Below are 18414 nucleotides of genomic sequence, written 5' to 3' on the forward strand. Positions count from 1 at the left end.
CCATTCAGCAAATATTTCATGAAACTCTTCTGCAGTCAAATCAAGTGTTTGTTTCAAGAAGAAATATGCTTCACAAATTAATTGCATATCTCCATATTCAATACCGTTGTGAACCATCTTTACATAGTGGCCTGCCCCATTAGGTCCGATGTAAGAACAGCAAGGATCCTCATTCACTTTTGCAGAGATATTTTCAAGCATATCCTTCACTTTTTCATATGCATCTTTCTGTCCGCCCGGCATAATAGACGGTCCCTTCAATGCACCCTCTTCTCCGCCTGACACACCTGCACCGATGAAATCGATTCCTTCTTCAGCAAGACGCTTGTTTCGGCGCATTGTATCGACAAAGTGTGTATTACCGCCGTCAATTAAAATATCACCTTTATCGAGGTGAGGAAGCAGAGAATCAATCGCCTTATCTGTAATTTCCCCTGCATTAACCATTAATAAAATCTTTCTAGGTGATTCAAGTGAGTTAACAAACTCTTCAACCATATGAGTACCAACTAAGTTTTTACCACGGTTCTCCTCAATGATTTCATTTACTTTTTCCTTTGAAATATCATATAGGGCAACAGAATACCCTTTGCTCTCAAAGTTAAGTGCGAGGCTTTTTCCCATAACGCCCACACCAACAACTCCAATTTGTAACTTTGCCATATTTCATCGTTCCTTTCTATGCATGTTACTCTATATTATAGTATATATACCTAAAGTAACACTTTAATCAAATAATCCATCTTATTCATTTCAAAATGCGTGCAAAAGATCATAGGGACACGGCACATCACCATCAAGTTAAAAAATAAAGAGAAGCTTCCGTATCCCACTTATGATCTTACTCTACAAACACAATACCTAATTCATTATATCCACCTGCATATAGCGCTGTTTGAGCAAGGCGAAGCTCACCTTTTGTATCAAGTGCTTCTAACTTACAAAATGCCCCTGTCGTCTTGGACTGCAGCGCGCCATAAAACTCCTCTGTACTTTTAGGAATCACGCCGTTTATTTTCGTAATAACCCCTCCGGGCTTCAGATTCAATTCTGCACCAACTGTATTCGGGATCGTGCCTAAAACACTACTAATCCATCATCGCGCGCTGCAAAATACGCTGGACGCGTTTCATCAGCAATTCGTTCTCTCATTGGCATACGGTACGGACATTGACCCGCCGCATCTGTAAAAAATAGAATTTTTGTATATTTTTTACTTTTCCAAACCAGAAATACTCTATTTAAATTGTTTTTTAACGATATACATTTTAAATTCATCCCAGTAAAGTGTACTTAATTGGGACGCTAGACTATTTGCCAATTTTCCTAAAGAAAGAGTACCCCATATGACTTATCCCAAAAGTTTAATTGGAAAAAATTTCAGATGTGGCGGGTTATTCTTTGAATCGTTTCCGTACCCCTTTTACTGTCTAGAAAGATCTATACAAATAAGCTTAGTAATAAAGTAAATCCTAATCCGGCTACGGAAACGATAGTCTCAAGTAAGGTCCATGTTGCAAATGTTTCTTTCATGCTTAAACCAAAGTACTCTTTGAACATCCAGAAACCAGCATCGTTCACGTGTGAAGCAATTACACTACCAGCTCCTGTTGCAAGGACAACTAAAGCAAGGTTAACATCAGAATGACCTAACATCGGGATCACTAAACCGACAGTTGTTAATGAAGCAACCGTAGCAGACCCTAATGAAATACGTAAGATGGCAGCGATAATCCACGCGAGCAAGATCGGTGATAATGAAGTTCCTTTGAATAATTCGGCTACATAGTTACCAACGCCGCCATCAATTAATACTTGTTTGAAGGCTCCGCCTCCGCCAATAATTAAGAGCATCATCCCAATATTTGAGATCGCTGTTGTACAAGATTCCATCACGTTTTTGATTGGAATATTTCTTGCCAATCCCATTGTATAGATCGCAACTAATAAGGATATCAACATGGCAGTATCCGCATTCCCAATAAACTGGATCGCCGCTAGTAAACTATTATCTTTAAATCCCATTGTCTTTTGCAGCAAAGTAATAATTGTAGCGATTGCCATTAAAATAACAGGCAGTAAAGCGGTAAAAACACTGATTCCAAAGCCAGGAGTTTCTTCAAGTTTAAATACTTTCTGCTCGCCTAAAGATTTAATATTACCAGTTTTTGTGAATGCTTCAGGTACTAGTTTTTTTGCAATTTTAGTAAATACAGGTCCAGCTAAAATAACTGTTGGAACCGCTATCATAAAACCGTAAAGTAATACTTCACCGATGTTTGCATGCAATTCACCTGCGATAGCGGTTGGTCCTGGGTGTGGCGGTAAAAATCCGTGTGTTACAGATAAAGCTGCTGCCATCGGAATACCGAGATATAAGATAGAAACTTTTAATTCTCTTGAAATAGCAAATACAATCGGAATTAATAATACTAATCCTACTTCAAAAAATAATGCAATACCGATAATAAATGAGGCAGTCACAACAGCCCATTGAATGTTCTTTTCACCGAATTTTTTCACAAGGGTCATGGCAATGCGTTGTGCGCCCCCAGAATCTGAAAGCAACTTACCTAACATCGCACCAAGTCCAAAAACGAGTGCTAAATGACCAAGTGTTCCGCCTAATCCTGCTTCAATGGTTTTATAAATTTTTTCTGGCGGCATTCCAAGTGCTAAAGCAACGCCGAACGATACAATGATTAATGAAATAAAGGTATTTAATTTAAAGCGCATTATCAGTAAAAGTAATGCTAAAATCCCAATTGCTACAATGACTAATGGCATCGTAGTTCCCCCCTAATATTAGCTGTATTTGTATTTATCCCGCTATTCGTGGGCAGTAAGGCCCCCCACCTCAAGATTTAGATAGAAGCGAGGAGTGGGGGATTACTGATGAAAGTTTTACTTTATTAAATTTCTTTGATAATTTGCAATCCGTGTATAATCGTCTTCTAGCGCCCTTGATAGGTTAATAAATATCGGCAGTAATTGTCTGTATTCTTTTGTTGCTTCTTCTTTCGGTGTATGTTTGTAGGTGCTGCCAACCATTTCGGAAACGATTTCAAAAGAATCAATTTTTCCTGTGGCATAGAGACCTAATATACATGCACCTAGACAGGAGCTTTCGTAGCTCTTTGGAACAACGACTTCAGATGCGAAAATATCGGACATCATTTGTCGCCAAACGTCAGACCTTGCGAAGCCGCCTGTTGCTTGAATACGGGTTACAGGACCATCCATGCATTCGGTTAATGCTAAAAATACAGTGTATAAATTATATATAACGCCTTCTAAAGCTGCACGAATCATATGTTCCTTCTTATGTGACATCGTTAAACCGAAGAAGGAGCCACGTACATCTGGATTCCATAATGGTGCACGTTCACCTGCGAGGTATGGATGGAATAATAATCCGTCTGCACCAGGTCTCACGCGTTCAGCTATTTTAGTTAATACATCGTATGGATCAATTCCTAGTCTTTTCGCAGTTTCTACTTCTGATGAAGCAAGTTCATCACGAATCCAGCGAAGGACCATTCCACCATTGTTTACCGGTCCACCAATTACCCAATGCTTTTCCGTTAAGGCATAACAGAATATTCTTCCTTTTTTATCTGTTTGCGGCTTGTCAATGATGGTTCGAATAGCACCACTTGTCCCAATTGTGACCGCAATCTCGCCTTTTCGAATTGCATTCACACCTAGATTAGAAAGCACTCCATCACTGGCACCAATGACAAACGGTGTTTGTGGATCGATACCAATCTTTTGGGCTAAATCTGGATTGCAGTTGCTAAATATTTTGGTAGTTGGTACGAGTTCAGATAATTGATCAGGTGTTACACCAGCAATTTTTAAAGCTTCCTCATCCCAATCTAGTGTTTTTAAATTCATCATACCCATGCATGAAGCGATGGAATGATCGACAACATATTGATCAAAGAATTGTTTAAAGATATATTCTTTGATTCCGATATATTTTTTCGTTCTAACAGCGATTTCAGGATGGTCATTCACAATCCATGTAATTTTACTTAATGGCGACATCGGGTGAATAGGCGTTCCTGTTCGTCTATAAACTTCATGGCCATTCAGTTCATCTTTGATTTTATGTGCCCATGCCTCACTGCGATTATCTGCCCAAGTGATACAAGGTGTCAGCGGCTGATCATTTTCATCCATGGCAATGACACTATGCATAGCACTGCTAAATGAAATAAACGATGGTTTTTTATCTGAATGATATTTCGTTATATTTGATATCGCTTGCAAAACAGCTTGGAAAATCTCTTCTGGATCTTGTTCCGCTGTGGATATATCTGGTGTGCGAAGTGGGTAACCAATATTCTCGGTTTGGATGACTTCGCCTTTTTCAGTGAATAAAACTGCTTTCGTACTTGTTGTACCGATATCTATACCTAACATATAGCTACTCATGTCCTTGCTCTACTCCTTTAGATAACATTTGTTGTGACATCCAGAGGTCTTCAACTTTCCCTTGAACATCATCAAAGTTTTGATGTAAGGCCTCGATCATGAGGGCTCGATCTTTTGATTCGATTGCTTTTATATAAAGCTCATGATTTTTAATAACCCGTTCAAAGTCTTCGTACTTTTCCTTGAAACGGGTACGCATTGATAAAAGGATTAAGCTTTCCATAACAGGCTTTAAATTATTCCAAATCATCAGGATGTAGGAATGCTCAATGGTGCGAATAATCGTTTCATGGAATAAGAGATCTTGATAAGAAAACTCATCAGCATCATGATATTTAATGGCGATTTTCATCATTTCCATTATTTTATTTAGTTCTCTTACTAAATCATTTGTGTCCATCTTTACAAGTCGCTCAAAGATAAACGTTTCTATAAGTAAACGAACATCATATATTTCTTCGATTTCTTTTTCGGTTAAACCAATGACAACTGCGCCCATTCTTTCTAAGCGAATAATATTTTCAGAAGCTAGTACTTTTAATGCTTCACGAACGGGTGACCGACTTACAGAAAAATCGGCAGCTAATTTATTTTCAGATAGGATGGTACCGCTTTCAATTCCACCTACAATAATGCGCATTCTCAGTTCGCTCGCAACACGATCACCTGCAGAAGCTTTTGAAAGCCATTTTTCAGGATAAAGAAATCCAATTGATTCCGTCATAACTTCACCTCATGTTAATCAAGTATACTTGTATACAAGTATTATAACTCAGATTTTTAATTATGCAAGCGCTTTTACTTTTTGTTTCGATTCTTTTAGGGGGGACAGCCCCATCACCATCAAGCTAAGAAAAGCAAATACCCAAAACAAAAAAATGAACTAAATTCCTACGGACAACTATGAAAAGATGAAATTTTCGTTTTGGGGATATTTCAAAATCTTAGCTTGATGTGCATGTGGCAAGACCCTTTTAAGAAAAAAAAAGACACTCTAAGGTGCCGTCCTCCGACTCGATAACCACGTTGATTTACATAATTATCGATTGCGGAAGTTGAATTTTATCCTATTTTTCTTTTTATCATATTCTTTTGTTAACCACGACTTATTCACTTTTATTTTAATTAGTTTTCAGCAATACCGTAAGCAAGTAATAAAATATACCCGATTATACAAATTGCAATAAAATTAAGTATTATAAGTAGCCATTTCATTAAGCCCTTTTTGGCTTTCAATCCCGAAAAAATCCCTAATAATGGGAACAGAAACATTGAAAAAATTAATGGTTTGCCTAATCTCAACAACACACCACTAAACATTGTATAAAATAAAACACTGAAGATTACCAAAGTGGCAAGTGAAAAAACACTATACTTATTCATATGGGTTCACCTCCGGAAAGTTAGTTGTTATTTTCAATGTATAATATTCAAATCTTTATACAATTACTATTTAATTCTTCTACAATGCCATTTAGTCGAACAATATTCTTTTTAACGGCTTATTTTATGTCGGAATTTGTTTAGTGTACGGAATTCGTGTTTTGTTGGTGCTATCCCATGCCCATCAAGCTAAAATTTTAAAGTACCCCCTAAATGGAAATTTTGTGTTTTTATAGCACCGAAGTTTATTTTTTATCGTTTTGGAGAACAACAGATTTTTTAACTTGATAGCAATGTGATGCTACCCCCCAGGTGCACTCAAGGTAGACAAAGAAATGAAGGAAACTGTTATAGAAATTTCTATATTTCTTTGGTAACGTATCGCTCCTTTCTTACAAAAACCTTAACTTTATTACCTCAAAAAGGTTCTTTATGAAAACATGTAGAATTAGCACATATCGCAGTATTTTATAATTGAGGGGGTGGCTATGTTGAAGCATTTAACAAAAGCAAAAAACTCATCAACAGGTCTGAGAGGGTATTTGGAATCCTATCCGTTAACTTCATTTTTTGTAATGGCATATTTATTCTCGTGGGTTGTATTAATTCCATTTATCTTATCCCAATGGGGTATTTTCCCTAAAACAAAAGCGTTTGATATTTTCTTTTTTGCCAATGCATTTGTAGGCCCTATGTTAGCGGCATATATCATGATTCGAGCTCTTGAAGGCAAAGAGTCATGGAAAAAAGTTAGAAAAAGCATCATATCTATTAAGGTCGGTTTGAAGTGGTACTTGTTTACTCTCATTGTTATCCCTGCTGCAATGTTTCTGGGTATGCTGATATTAAATGGAGGGATACCTACTTTCCATGACCTTACTTCTAAATTTTTTGTAACCTATCTCATCTCTCTCGTAGCTATTTTCTTTCTCGGTGGGCCTTTACCTGAGGAAATCGGATGGCGCGGTTTCGCTCTGCCTCGGTTACAATCGAAGTTTGGACCGTTAAAAGCTACATTACTACTTAGTGTTTTGTGGGCTTTTTGGCATCTTCCACATTTCTTAACGGTTGCACAAAGGGGTGGACCGGGTTCTGACCTTTCTATCCTATATATTCATTTGCCAATTTTTATTTTGCTGTGTTTGCCGATCTCAATCATTCTTACTTGGGTCTATAACTCCCATCGCGGTAACTTATTTATTGTCATGCTAGTTCATGCGAGTGTAAATACGTTTAGCTTGGTACAAGCTCATTCCATCAACCCTGTTTTAAAGAATTCGGATTTATTTGTAGGAATAGGATTGGGCTTTGTTGCTTTGCTTATTCTTATTTTCACACGAGGCAACCTTGGATATAAACAAACTTCTAATGAAGTAGGGTTCAGTAACAATGAAAATATAAGTAAATAGAAACGAAAACCATAAAATAGGTTAATGGCAATAGGGTACCGCCGCATCGCTATCAACTTAAGAGTGAGAGTAAACTGAGATTGCGAAAGGATAATGCCTTTTTTATTTGAGGGTATTAAAATTTCTTAAGTTAATAGGCATGTATGATGAGCCCTGTCCATTAAAATTAACTTTAAAGAACGTATGCGTTATAATATTTTTATTCAGAAAATTAAGAAAGGTTGTAGAGATGAATGTTAAAACAGTTTTTATTCACACGGATAGGACATAATTATATTCCAACTACAAATATTGATACGTCTATTAAATGGTATACTCAAAATCTAGGTCTTAAATTGATTAATAAATTTGAAGACCGTGGATCATATATCGCAGTTTTACATTATCCTCATAAAAATGCAATTGCGACTTTATTGATCCAAACAGAGAACAACAATCCTTTAGAAATAATAAGAAATGAAAAAGTATTTCCTGTGATTGCATTAAATTGTGAAGATATTGAATATACCCATAATCAGCTAAAAGAAAAGGGAATTGAAGTTGAAGATATTAAGGTATTAGGGCAAGGGGAAGCTAAATATTTTTATTTCAGAGATAATGAAGAAAACTTACTAGAGGCGACTTGGTCAATTTGGGATCCCCTAGATAAGATAAGGGAAGGATGGTAGTTTTATCTGGTTTTATTTTTTTACAAGCATAATTTTATCTTTATATTTCTACTTTAAAAGAAATATTTAATGTTAAGCGATATATCACTATTTTTAACTTATCTTATTATAGGGGAAGCACCACATCGCTATCAAGCTAAGATTTTAAAGTACCCCATAAAGAAAAGACACTCATATAAGAGTGTCTTTTCTGATAGTTTTTTTAGCAGAAGCAGCTCGCTCCAACTATGATTAATAAAATAAATAATACAACTAATAAAGCAAAGCCACCGCCACAACTACTACAACTACCACCAAATCCCATAATAGTTCCTCCTTTAGATAAGAGGGGAAAACTAGGGGTCACTCATGTATTTTAATGGATTCAATTTACTTTATGTTTTTACGCATGAATTGAGCAGGTCCTTTTGAAAACAAAGAAAAGACACCCTAAGGTGCCTTCCTCCGACTTGAACCATCTTAATTTTAATAATATGTATTGGACCCCCATCCAAATATTATTTTACCATGTTAAGTGGTATTGTTTATTGAGAAAAAAGAAAAAGCCCTATATAAGGGTACCCCCGCCAGCATTTCGGAAAAAACTACGCTAAGCAAAAAATATAATAAACTGCCTATATAGGCAGCTCATTTACATAATTCTCGAAAGCGGAAGTTAAAAGTTTTTAGTTTCTTGCTCACTTAAAGCACCCGTTACTTTAAGTGTATTTCTTCACAATCTTATTTTTAAAATTAGAAAAAGATTTTACTCTTTTTTTAAAATAAAGCCAGTAGTTAATCAACGAGGGTTCAATCTCAATATTTTCTTGATTTAATGATAATAGAAGATGGTCTCCGTTTTTCATTTATTAATTCTGGCATTTTTTCTAATCCTGTTGGAGTTGACTCTGGCTCAATAATTTTCTCAATTACAAGACCGTTGTCTATAAGAGTATTAATTAATGTTGAAATTGTTCTGTGATATTTAACAACACCATCTATCCACCAATGTTCCTCCCTTTTTCCTTCTTCTTGGTAATTATCTAATGCCCAATGCAATCCGTTTCCATTATTATCCTTAAACCAATTATTCATTTCCTTTCGAGCTGTTACTATTGGATGTTCTGTTGAAAAGATAAATTCACCATCATTTTTTAACAGACCTCTTATTTTCTTAATTAGATGTGAGTAATCTTCTATGTAATGTATAACTAGAGAACTTGTTATTAAGTCGAATTTTTGATTTGGCAAATTAAGTTCTTCTATTGGTACACACATATAATCTATTTTTTCGTTTTTGTTATACATTTCAGCTTGTTCAATCATATTTCTTGAGATGTCCACTCCTATAACTTTCGAGGCACCATTTTCTACACAGTACATAGAAAAATGACCAGTTCCACATCCCAAATCTAATACAGACTTATCTGTAAGATTAGCAATTATAGATTTAATTGCTGGCTGTTCAACAAAATCATTAAAGGTAAATCCAGTTTCACGTAATGACTTATACTTTTTAAAGAAAAACGGATTATCATAAATGTTTTGTTTCATTATATACCTCCTATAGTACAATCTATATTTTTTATATTCTAGGGGCATCCAAAAAATTCCTATATTAACCAAAATACACTTCAACTAACCTGCCATTTAGTTGAATAAGGAACAGTGTATATCCTATACATGTTCGGTTGACATAACGTCTCATTATCAGTAGTCAACGATGCATAAAATTTTCGTTCTGGGGGTAATTAAAAATCTTAGCTTGATGGTGATATGGTGGTCCCCCTATTAGGATATTTTTTTTAACACCTCACCACGTAATGCTCTTTTTTTACAAGTCATGAAATTATGATTATATGCCTTTATGTATTAACGTTAACGTATATAACTGTTTTTCCACCCCGCACACGAGAAGTGCATAGTATAAATAATAAAAAAAGCAGAAAATCACTCGCGATTTCCTGCTTTTTTTATAAATTTAAGTTCTTGATATATACATCGCTTCACGCGAGGTTGCTATTTACTAGTACACGATAACCGGTTCATTAGTGCTTAAATTATCATACACAGTTTTTGCAATACTAGGAGAAAGGTTAACACATCCGCCCGATCCCCCCGTTAAATAGGCATTATTTGCCCAGTTTGTTCGCCATCCGGCATCGTGGAACCCTTGGCCGCTATTTGTGAACGGAGCCCAGTAATCTACTTTAACGGAATAATCAGGTTTACCTACTGCACTGCCTTTGAGTGTGTATGGTGATCGTTTATAAAGGACGTACCACACACCTGGTGATGTATCTTCACCCGTGCTATGTTTACCAGTTACTACATTTGTTGTGACTGCTAAATTCCCATCTTTGTAAATCCAAATTTGTTGCTCTGCAATTGAAACTTCCGCATACGTGTCTCCGATGCCATTATTCGATGTTGTTTCATAACCGATGCCTTCTTTATCCCAGCCATTTCCATGAATATTAGAAGCAGAAAGCGATTTTTCGCCTTTTTCAAAGGCTTGTTGAACTTGCTTTGTTTCTTTTTCAACATCTAGTGCCCAGCCATAGCCTTGTCCTTTTACTGATATGACCGAACCAGAATGGGTTTTAAATGAGAAGTCTTTATTTAATGTTGATTTAGCATTATTAATTTCAGCAATCTTATTCTTAATGTCGCTCGCATCGATTGTAACTTTCATATCCTTTGACATAGAGGCATTTTGAATTAAATCTTTCGCTTTTAAAGAATAAACTTCATTCTGTACCTTATAATCAACGGACTGTTGAAGAAGTTCCTGTAGTGCTTGCTCCTCTTTTTTGACAATCGGATTGTCTTCTTTAATAGGCTGTATGTATGCAGACTTCAGATGAATTTCGCTTTTATACTTCTGCTTGTCGTAATCTTTCAATAAGCTAGTAACGTCATACTGTTTACCGTCGACGCTTTTCGAGATAACAATTTTTCCTTGTTCGAGCTTCGCCATAGCATCTTGAGGCGCTTTTAATTTTTTATTCATAGAGACGAGCTTTTCTTCTACAAGCTTTTTCATCGTTTCGCTACGATATTGATCCGCCTTTTCCGGTAGCAGTGAATAATTTGTTTCCTTTGAGGAAGGGAAAAATGTCCACTGGCTTTTTAATAGTTTCTTAACTTGAGACAGCTCTTTTTCCGTAAGCTCCATTTGCGTATCTTTTTCATCTAAAATTTGTTGTTGACCGACATAGACTTTGTTTGCTAGTCCAGATGTATTTAATTTCTGTATTGCCTGATCAGCGGTCAAACCATCGACTTTTATGTCATTAATCGTGACATTTGAATTGAAGTGGGTTGCCTGATAATAACTCATTCCCCCAATGAGAAGTGCAATTATACCGCCACCCGCTGCGATAAGCTTCCAATTTGTAAAACGTTTGCTTGATCTCACCCGTTTTTTATCAATTTCTTCAACTGATTCATTTATTGTGTTGTTGTTCATAAACTATTCCTCCAAATACATCAACGTCAATCGACTGTAAACTAGTGTGTTTACATACTAATCCATTGATTAGTTTACCCTATTATTCTTATATTTTCATTATTTTTTTACCAGATTTTACAGTGTTGTGTCGATTTTTTTTTTTACAATACCAAAGTGCAGGAAAATGCAAAGAAACATACACAGGCTTACAAACGTTTATATTCAATTTTATGGTTCTGGTGCAAAAAAGTATGGAGTAATGATTTAGAAAAATTAATTCATGATTTAAAAACGAAAAAAATACTACAAAATAATCACATTAAATCAAATCACCTATATTTACTTGTTCCATTTGTATTTGATACGTACCCGATTGATACTTAGCCATATTGAGCTTTTCATCTATCAGCACATTCTTTTTCTCTATTTCTCTCTAATGTTTCCCAATAAAATTGATTCATTTCAGGCGCAATACCATCTTGCAGAATAGAAGCTGATATTTGTATTACACTCAGTAGTGTTTTCAATTCATGTGAAACGCCTGCTGGATTCCAACACACAGCAAACCATTTCACAATAGCTTTTGTTTCTATATCTGATCGTTTTTCAAAGTTTTGATCATAAAACTCTCAAAATCCATCTTATATGCCATACTGCGCCCATTCGACTTATTCTTTTCTTCACGACTTTTAATTAAATATTCATTTTCATCTCTTTCTTCAATTTACCGACGTAGTTCTCTTTTTAATGCTGAAGTCAATTGAATACGTTTCTGCCTTCTTTTCTCTCATTTTTAATATTTTTTTGTAAATTAACAATACCCCGAAAAATAATCCTCGCCTATTTTTCATACTTTCTGGTTATTAGCCACAGTGTGAAGAATAAGAGCTTTTTTATATACAAATAATAGACCTAAAGGAGTTGTTGACATGAATTTGATATTTAATATTATAGGGATTTTCATTGTATTATTATTAGTTTTCTTATGTTCGCCTAATAGAAGAAAAATAAAATGGAAACCAATCATAGTTCTGATAATATTTGAACTTCTTATTACATGGTTTATGTTAGGCACTAAATTGGGAAGTATCATAATTAATAAAATTGCATCTTTTTTCTCTTGGCTAATATCATGTGCGGATGAAGGTATTCGATTTGCATTTCCTTCAGCTATGGAAAATCAAACAATTGACTTCTTCTTTAGCGCATTACTTCCTATCATTTTTGTTATCACTTTTTTTGATATTCTTTCTTATTTTGGAATCTTAACTTGGATTATTGATAAAGTAGGTGCAATCATTTCAAAAATTTCTCGTTTACCAAAATTAGAAAGTTTCTTTTCCATTCAAATGATGTTTTTAGGAAACACAGAAGCACTTGCTGTTGTTCGAGATCAATTATCTGTTTTAAAAGAAAATCGTTTGTTAACCTTTGGAATTATGAGTATGAGTAGCGTCAGCGGTTCCATTCTTGGTGCTTACCTATCAATGGTTCCAGCAACATATATTTTTAGCGCGATTCCTTTAAACTGTATAAACGCATTAATTTTAGCCAATGTTTTAAATCCTATAGAAATCACTAAAGAAGAAGATATTGTTTATTCACCTTCAAAAAAAGAAAAGAAAGATTTTTTCTCTACCATTTCAAACAGTATGTTAGTTGGGATGAATATGGTTATTGTTATTTTAGCAATGGTAATTGGATATGTAGCATTAACAGCATGTTTGAATGGTATTTTAAGCTTTTTTGTAGCTGGTTTAACAATTCAAAAAATCTTCTCTATTATCTTTAGTCCCTTTGCTTTTTTACTCGGTTTATCAGGAACTGATGCTATGTATGTAGCTGAATTAATGGGAATAAAAATAACAACTAATGAATTTGTAGCAATGATGGATTTAAAATCACACCTAAACACTTTACATCCGCATACTATTGCAGTTGCAACAACATTTCTAGCCTCTTTTGCAAACTTTAGTACAGTGGGTATGATTTATGGAACTTACAATTCATTATTTGGCGAAGAAAAATCATCAATTATCGGTAAGAATGTTTGGAAGCTTCTTGTTAGTGGAATAGCTGTTTCTTTGTTAAGTGCTATGCTTGTGGGGCTTTTTGTATGGTGAATGAATATCGAAGATACTTTACACCCTTACAGATGAAATTTATGTAAACAGTGCAAGGCATAAGGAAATATGTCCCCTTTATCATTCTAGCCAAGAAAACTCCCGCCTCAAGGAAAGTGAAGAGTATATCCCAGTGAGTAGTCGTGATTAGAATTGGCTTTCTGCGTTAGCAAAAAATTGCTACTGCAGTAAATAGTGGAATAAATCCCTATAAAATATACACAATAAACATATTGAAAAGTCTTTTCGAGGGGAGTCTATGTTGTGTTTCCTATTTTTAAATTTTTAAAACAAGGACGTTATTCTATAAATGATCAAGGCAACAGAAATTCAAATATACAGAAAGAAAATGTAGAAAATCATAACATTAACTGTGACTTATTCCAAAACATAAATAATCTTCAAATACTTTTTCAACAAGCCCCTGATCTGGTAATTCGCCAATTTCAACTAGTAAATAAATCAGAAGCCGCTCTAATATACTTATCCGGATTAACAGATACACAATCTATTCATAATAATATACTGTCCCCTTTGATGTATAAACCGTTTGATATTAGTAATGGTCTCCCTGTCACAATAGGAGAAGTTCAAACAATTAATACTTGGAATCAAGTCGAAAATGCTATTTTTCAAGGGGATAGCATTTTATTAGTTCACGGTCTAGACACAGGATATCAACTAAATACAAAAGGGTGGCCACAAAGAGATATAACAGAACCTAAAAATGAAATCTCGCTAAAAGGGACTCATCAAGGATTTGTAGAAACATCTAGTCAAAATATAGCTTTAATACGAAGGTATATTCCTAATAGAGAATTAGTATTAAAAGAGGTTTTAATTGGTAGTAGAGGCAAGACCAAAGTATCTATTTTATATTTAAGAGATGTAGCTTCTAAAGATGTACTTAAGGAATTGGAAACTAGAATTCAAAATATTGAGGTGGACACGGTTATAAATACTGGTGAAATAATTGAATTTATTGAAGATAATCCATATTCACCCTTTCCACAATTTCTCTTGACCGAAAGGCCAGATGCTACTGTATCTCACATCCTTCAGGGGAGATTCGGCATTGTTGTGGATCGAAGTCCAAGTGTTTTAATTGCCCCTATAAATTTCATTTCTTTCTTTCAAGGGGTAGATGACTACGACACACGTTGGTTAGTATCTTCCGCTGTTCGAATACTACGTTTTATAGGTTTTTTTATTGCCTTATTGTTACCTGCAACATATGTAGCGTTTATTTCATTTAATTATGAAGTTATTCCTGTACAGCTCTATTTATCAATTGCAGAATCAAGAGAACGCGTTCCGTTTCTTCCGGTGATGGAAGCTTTACTCATGGAGATTACCTTAGAAATGATGAGAGAGGCTGCCCTTCGTTTACCCACTCCCATTAGCCAGACCGTAGGGATTGTTGGAGGTATTGTGATTGGACAAGCTGCTGTTCAAGCAGGGATTGTGAGTAATATCATGATTATTATTGTTGCTGTTACAACTATAGCTTCTTCTATTATTCCTAATTATGAAATGGGTTTGGCAATAAGATTATTGCGTTTTCCTATGATGTTATTAGCTGCTTTATTTGGAATTGTAGGAATTATTATCGGCTGGATGACTATAATTGCACATCTTATAAGTTTAGAGTCCTTAGGTACTCCTTATGGTAGTCCTTTGTCACCTTTTCGCATTTCAGGTATGAAGGACACATTTGTTCGCTTTCCTTTGTGGTCAATGAAGAGAAAATCTAAAAATATTACAAAGAATCACAAAGAAACTAATCCTGATAAAGGGTGAAAACATGAAAAAATATGCATATAATGACATCACTGTCATGCAATATATCTTTATTATTAATGCCTCACAAGTAGGAACTGGAATCCTATCCCTTCCAAGGGTACTTGCAGAAAAAGCTGGCACAGATAGCTGGATAGCACTATTTATTGGCTGGTTTTGCGCTATGATCGCCAGCATTTTGCTAATTCAAACAGCCAAACACTATCCAAATGATACCTTATATGAAATTCTTATTCGACTTTTTGGGAAAATCATTGCTACCATGGTAATTATTCTTTATATGATATATTTTGCTTTTTACGTATGGACAGTTTTAATTAATGGCATGCTTTACATTAAGGGCTGGCTTCTTCCAAAAACAGCCGACTATATTATTTTGTTTTTGTTCTCTATTCCAACCTTTCTGGTTGCACGCAATGGTGTTCGGATAGTAGGTCGATACTGTGAATTATGCTTTTATATGACAATGTGGATTCCATTTTTTTTCTTCATACCATTAGAGAATAGCAATTGGTTACACTTTCTTCCATTATTAAAGGAGGGTTGGAAACCAATCTTTTCGGCTGTTCCTTCTACTATCTTTTCCTTTATAGGATTTGAAATCGCATTTTTTCTTTATCCTTTTTTGCAAAAAAAGCAATATGCAATGCAAGGCATTCTTATAGCAAATACCATAACATTTGTATTTTATCTATTTACTATAGTTATTTGCTTTTTATACTTCAGTCCAGATGCAATTTTAGAGTTTAATCAACCCGTACTAAACTTGCTTAAAGTTATTGAATTTCGTTTTTTAGAACGGTTTGATATGATTTTATTAGCTATTTACTTAATTGTCGTCTCTACTGCATGGATTCCTTGTGTATACTGTGCTACATTTTGTTCTAGTCAACTAATTGGAAAACAAGATCATACTTCTCATGTAGCTATTTTATTATTGGCAGTAATTATCGTAACGTTTTGGATCCATCCCTCATGGAATGAATCTGAACTATTTCAAAAACTCACATCGAAAGCTGGACTTGTATTAGCTTTCTTATTCCCTGTATTTTTATGGATATATAACTTAATCCACAAAAAATACTTTCGGAGGGAAGCACATTGAAGCAAAAAATATTATGTAGTGTTTTAATTCCGCTACTATTGCTCACAGGGTGTTTAAACTTAGACCAAATGAATGTAGAAGATGTTACACTCACTCTTATACTGGGTTTAGATTTGGACGAAAACGATAACTTGAAAGTATACTTATCCAGTCCTGTTTTCAATAAAGAAGCTAAGATTAAAGAAGAACAATATGGTGTGAAATCTGTTACAGTGCGAAACTCTCGCGAAAAATTTGATACCATGGTTATGGCTTTGACATCAGGAAGCAAGACACAACTTATTTTGATTGGTAAGCGACTTTTAAAACATAAGAAGTGGGTGGATTATTTAGATCCTTTTTATCGAGATCCCAAAAACACGGTTACTACAAGAATTGTTGCTGTGGATGGACCTGTTTCAGACATAATTTATTCTGCTCCCAAAAATAAACCTCGTCTTCCTATATATTTGGCAAAATTAATTGATACTGGACATAGAAGAAATATTACTGTACAGACGACTCTTCAAGATTTTCATAACCAAACAAGAGAAAAAGGAATGACAGCGAGTATAAGTGCACTTAAAAAGAATAACGATATAAAGTTGACGGGTACAGCATTACTTGATGAAAAGAATAGATATAAGCTAACTATTACACCAAAAGAAAATTTATTATTAAGCACTTTACAAAATAACATAAAGGGAGAATTTCCATTTACTATTGCCGTACCGCTACAATCTGAAAGCAAAGAAAAACATTGGTTAAGTTTTAGTGCTCAAGGTACCAAAGTAAAAACAAGCGTACAATATAAAAATCATTTTTTGTTTAATATGAATGTACATATGAGAATTGTAATTTCAGAACGACTGTTTCCTTTTAATGTTAGGAATAATGAGGAGAGATTAGAAAAAAGCATTGAAAAGCAGTTGAAAAGGGATTTAGAACGTTTCATAAAGAAAATACAAAAAGCAGAAATTGACCCTATAGGATTTGGGGTGTATGCACGAGCGTATACATATAAGGATTGGAAAAGAGTCCAAAAGCAATGGGGAAAAGCATTATCGAAGGCTGATGTTAAAGTTAATGTACATGTTAAAATTAGTGGAATGGGTACAATCAAGTAACAAGAACTCAAAATAATAATTCTTGAGGCACTTCTTGGGTAGCACCACATTACCATCAACTTAAGAATTCAAAATTATCCATCGCTGTCAAGCTATGTTTATGTAGTACGCCCTAAACGAAAAAATAAACCTTTTTGATAAAAGTTAGCACAAAATTTTGTTCTTGGGTACTATGAAATTTTAGCTTGATGACTATGTGACGGTCTTTCCTACTTAAAATAGTATATTGAATCACTAATTAGATGCGTATGATATATGGACGCGACAAAAAGCAAGATGGTTCAAGTGAAGAGAAGACACTCAAAGGAGAGTGTCTTTTCTTTATTTTCAAAAGGACCTGCTCAATTCATGCGTAAAAACATAAAGTAAATTGAATCCGTTAAAATACAAGAGTGACCTCGTGTTTTGTCCTCTTATCTAAAGGAGGAACTATTATGGGCTTTGGTGGTAGTTGTGGCGGCGGCTTTGCTGGTGGATTTGCTTTATTAGTTGTATTGTTTATTTTATTAATCATCGTTGGAGCTGCTTGCTTCTGCTAAAAAAACTATCGGAAAAGACACTCATATATGAGTGTCTTTTCTTTATGAAAATTATAAGTTTGGAAGAGAGTAACGAACGGAATTGTATTAATCGACAAAATCGAACGAAATCGAAAAGAAGGAATGCCTATTAAAGAGGCTGTATTGAACAGTAGTCTTTCCATACTGGTCACGCATCTTTTCTAGAGTAGTACTATCAGTATGTCCAAGTTTAAGAGATTTTTTGCATCAGAACCTTATATTCTTTTATTCAAGGTTTTCAAATGAATTGAAACAAAAGCTCTCTGTTTTCAACAGAGGATTTTTTTATCAGCCTTATTTGTCACCTGGTGCAGGTTGATCTACTCCCTTAACGCGATGTTTATGTCCATTATCTTCTGTCGTTTGAACTACCCCCACTTTCACTTC

At 34.8% G+C, this 18414-nt stretch carries 15 protein-coding genes and 3 pseudogenes; 7 read left to right on the plus strand and 11 right to left on the minus strand.

Features of this window, described 5'->3' with window-relative positions; genetic code table 11:
* From VK90_RS24895 to VK90_RS24920, 6 genes and pseudogenes are all read right to left on the minus strand, one after another.
* Window positions 1–663, minus strand: a 663-nt coding sequence (locus VK90_RS24895; RefSeq protein ID WP_048376058.1) for an NAD(P)-binding domain-containing protein, incomplete at its 3' end; no start/stop codon positions are given.
* 178 nt (window positions 664–841) lie between these two features.
* Window positions 842–1152: pseudogene (locus VK90_RS29345) on the minus strand (PDZ domain-containing protein); the annotation flags it as partial.
* Between the two features lie 288 nt (window positions 1153–1440).
* Complete coding sequence (gntP, locus tag VK90_RS24905) at window positions 1441–2787, minus strand: gluconate permease GntP (RefSeq protein WP_048376062.1); 1347 nt, start codon at window positions 2785–2787, stop codon at window positions 1441–1443.
* 117 nt (window positions 2788–2904) lie between these two features.
* Window positions 2905–4440, minus strand: coding sequence for a gluconokinase (gene gntK / locus VK90_RS24910; RefSeq protein ID WP_002175220.1), 1536 nt, complete (start codon window positions 4438–4440; stop codon window positions 2905–2907).
* Window positions 4433–5164 carry a gluconate operon transcriptional repressor GntR gene (gene gntR, locus VK90_RS24915; RefSeq protein ID WP_002175221.1) on the minus strand — a complete coding sequence of 244 codons (732 nt, stop codon included), beginning with the start codon at window positions 5162–5164 and terminating at the stop codon, window positions 4433–4435. Before gntR ends, gntK begins: the two co-directional genes overlap by 8 nt.
* Before the next feature lie 401 nt (window positions 5165–5565).
* A complete protein-coding gene (locus tag VK90_RS24920) occupies window positions 5566–5823 on the minus strand; it encodes a hypothetical protein (protein ID WP_048376064.1) in 258 nt (85 codons plus the stop codon).
* A 488-nt stretch (window positions 5824–6311) separates the two neighbouring features.
* On the opposite strand from VK90_RS24920, the gene VK90_RS24925 reads away from it, so the two are divergent.
* Window positions 6312–7232: a CPBP family intramembrane glutamic endopeptidase gene (locus VK90_RS24925; RefSeq protein ID WP_048376065.1), complete on the plus strand. Its 921-nt coding sequence runs from the start codon at window positions 6312–6314 to the stop codon at window positions 7230–7232.
* A gap of 233 nt (window positions 7233–7465) precedes the next feature.
* Window positions 7466–7900, plus strand: coding sequence for a VOC family protein (locus VK90_RS24930; RefSeq protein ID WP_048376067.1), 435 nt, complete (start codon window positions 7466–7468; stop codon window positions 7898–7900).
* Window positions 7901–8102: 202 nt separating this feature from the next.
* Here the strand turns inward: VK90_RS24930 and VK90_RS29350 are convergent, their stop codons facing one another.
* The 5 genes and pseudogenes from VK90_RS29350 to VK90_RS30915 all read right to left on the minus strand — a co-directional run.
* Window positions 8103–8204, minus strand: coding sequence for a YjcZ family sporulation protein (locus tag VK90_RS29350; protein ID WP_000505688.1), 102 nt, complete (start codon window positions 8202–8204; stop codon window positions 8103–8105).
* A gap of 491 nt (window positions 8205–8695) precedes the next feature.
* Entirely contained in the window at window positions 8696–9433 is a 738-nt protein-coding gene (locus tag VK90_RS24935) for a class I SAM-dependent methyltransferase (protein WP_048376069.1), read from the minus strand.
* Between the two features lie 472 nt (window positions 9434–9905).
* A complete protein-coding gene (locus tag VK90_RS24940; RefSeq protein ID WP_048376071.1) occupies window positions 9906–11351 on the minus strand; it encodes a L,D-transpeptidase family protein in 1446 nt (481 codons plus the stop codon).
* 304 nt (window positions 11352–11655) lie between these two features.
* Window positions 11656–11878 (minus strand): annotated as a pseudogene (locus VK90_RS29355) (histidine kinase dimerization/phospho-acceptor domain-containing protein); the annotation flags it as partial.
* A 92-nt stretch (window positions 11879–11970) separates the two neighbouring features.
* Window positions 11971–12111 (minus strand): annotated as a pseudogene (locus tag VK90_RS30915) (site-specific integrase); the annotation flags it as partial.
* A gap of 151 nt (window positions 12112–12262) precedes the next feature.
* Between VK90_RS30915 and VK90_RS24945 the strand changes: the two are divergent.
* The 5 genes from VK90_RS24945 to VK90_RS29365 all read left to right on the plus strand — a co-directional run bounded on the left by VK90_RS24945 (window position 12263) and on the right by VK90_RS29365 (window position 18006).
* Window positions 12263–13456, plus strand: a complete 1194-nt coding sequence (locus VK90_RS24945) for a NupC/NupG family nucleoside CNT transporter (RefSeq protein ID WP_002175229.1) — start codon at window positions 12263–12265, stop codon at window positions 13454–13456.
* Window positions 13457–13720: 264 nt separating this feature from the next.
* A complete protein-coding gene (locus tag VK90_RS24950) occupies window positions 13721–15256 on the plus strand; it encodes a spore germination protein (RefSeq protein ID WP_082148053.1) in 1536 nt (511 codons plus the stop codon).
* 4 nt (window positions 15257–15260) lie between these two features.
* Complete coding sequence (locus tag VK90_RS24955; RefSeq protein WP_048376073.1) at window positions 15261–16361, plus strand: GerAB/ArcD/ProY family transporter; 1101 nt, start codon at window positions 15261–15263, stop codon at window positions 16359–16361.
* Window positions 16358–17467, plus strand: a complete 1110-nt coding sequence (locus VK90_RS24960; RefSeq protein WP_048376075.1) for a Ger(x)C family spore germination protein — start codon at window positions 16358–16360, stop codon at window positions 17465–17467. The genes VK90_RS24955 and VK90_RS24960 overlap by 4 nt, the downstream gene beginning before the upstream one ends.
* A gap of 434 nt (window positions 17468–17901) precedes the next feature.
* A complete protein-coding gene (locus VK90_RS29365) occupies window positions 17902–18006 on the plus strand; it encodes a YjcZ family sporulation protein (RefSeq protein WP_000505684.1) in 105 nt (34 codons plus the stop codon).
* Window positions 18007–18414 lie beyond the last annotated feature (408 nt).

This window comes from Bacillus sp. LK2, assembly GCF_001043575.1.
Classification (GTDB): Bacteria; Bacillota; Bacilli; order Bacillales; family Bacillaceae_G; genus Bacillus_A; species Bacillus_A paramycoides.

Bases quoted from the DNA above. Each gene is read 5' to 3' on its own strand.
- VK90_RS24930 (WP_048376067.1), top strand. From the start codon at position 7,466: ATGTTAAAACAGTTTTTATTCACACGGATAGGACATAATTATATTCCA.
- VK90_RS24920 (WP_048376064.1), bottom strand. From the start codon at position 5,823: ATGAATAAGTATAGTGTTTTTTCACTTGCCACTTTGGTAATCTTCAGT.
- gntK (WP_002175220.1), bottom strand. From the start codon at position 4,440: ATGAGTAGCTATATGTTAGGTATAGATATCGGTACAACAAGTACGAAA.
- VK90_RS24935 (WP_048376069.1), bottom strand. From the start codon at position 9,433: ATGAAACAAAACATTTATGATAATCCGTTTTTCTTTAAAAAGTATAAG.
- gntP (WP_048376062.1), bottom strand. From the start codon at position 2,787: ATGCCATTAGTCATTGTAGCAATTGGGATTTTAGCATTACTTTTACTG.
- VK90_RS24925 (WP_048376065.1), top strand. From the start codon at position 6,312: ATGTTGAAGCATTTAACAAAAGCAAAAAACTCATCAACAGGTCTGAGA.
- VK90_RS24945 (WP_002175229.1), top strand. From the start codon at position 12,263: ATGAATTTGATATTTAATATTATAGGGATTTTCATTGTATTATTATTA.
- VK90_RS24955 (WP_048376073.1), top strand. From the start codon at position 15,261: ATGAAAAAATATGCATATAATGACATCACTGTCATGCAATATATCTTT.
- VK90_RS29350 (WP_000505688.1), bottom strand. From the start codon at position 8,204: ATGGGATTTGGTGGTAGTTGTAGTAGTTGTGGCGGTGGCTTTGCTTTA.
- VK90_RS29365 (WP_000505684.1), top strand. From the start codon at position 17,902: ATGGGCTTTGGTGGTAGTTGTGGCGGCGGCTTTGCTGGTGGATTTGCT.
- VK90_RS24940 (WP_048376071.1), bottom strand. From the start codon at position 11,351: ATGAACAACAACACAATAAATGAATCAGTTGAAGAAATTGATAAAAAA.
- gntR (WP_002175221.1), bottom strand. From the start codon at position 5,164: ATGACGGAATCAATTGGATTTCTTTATCCTGAAAAATGGCTTTCAAAA.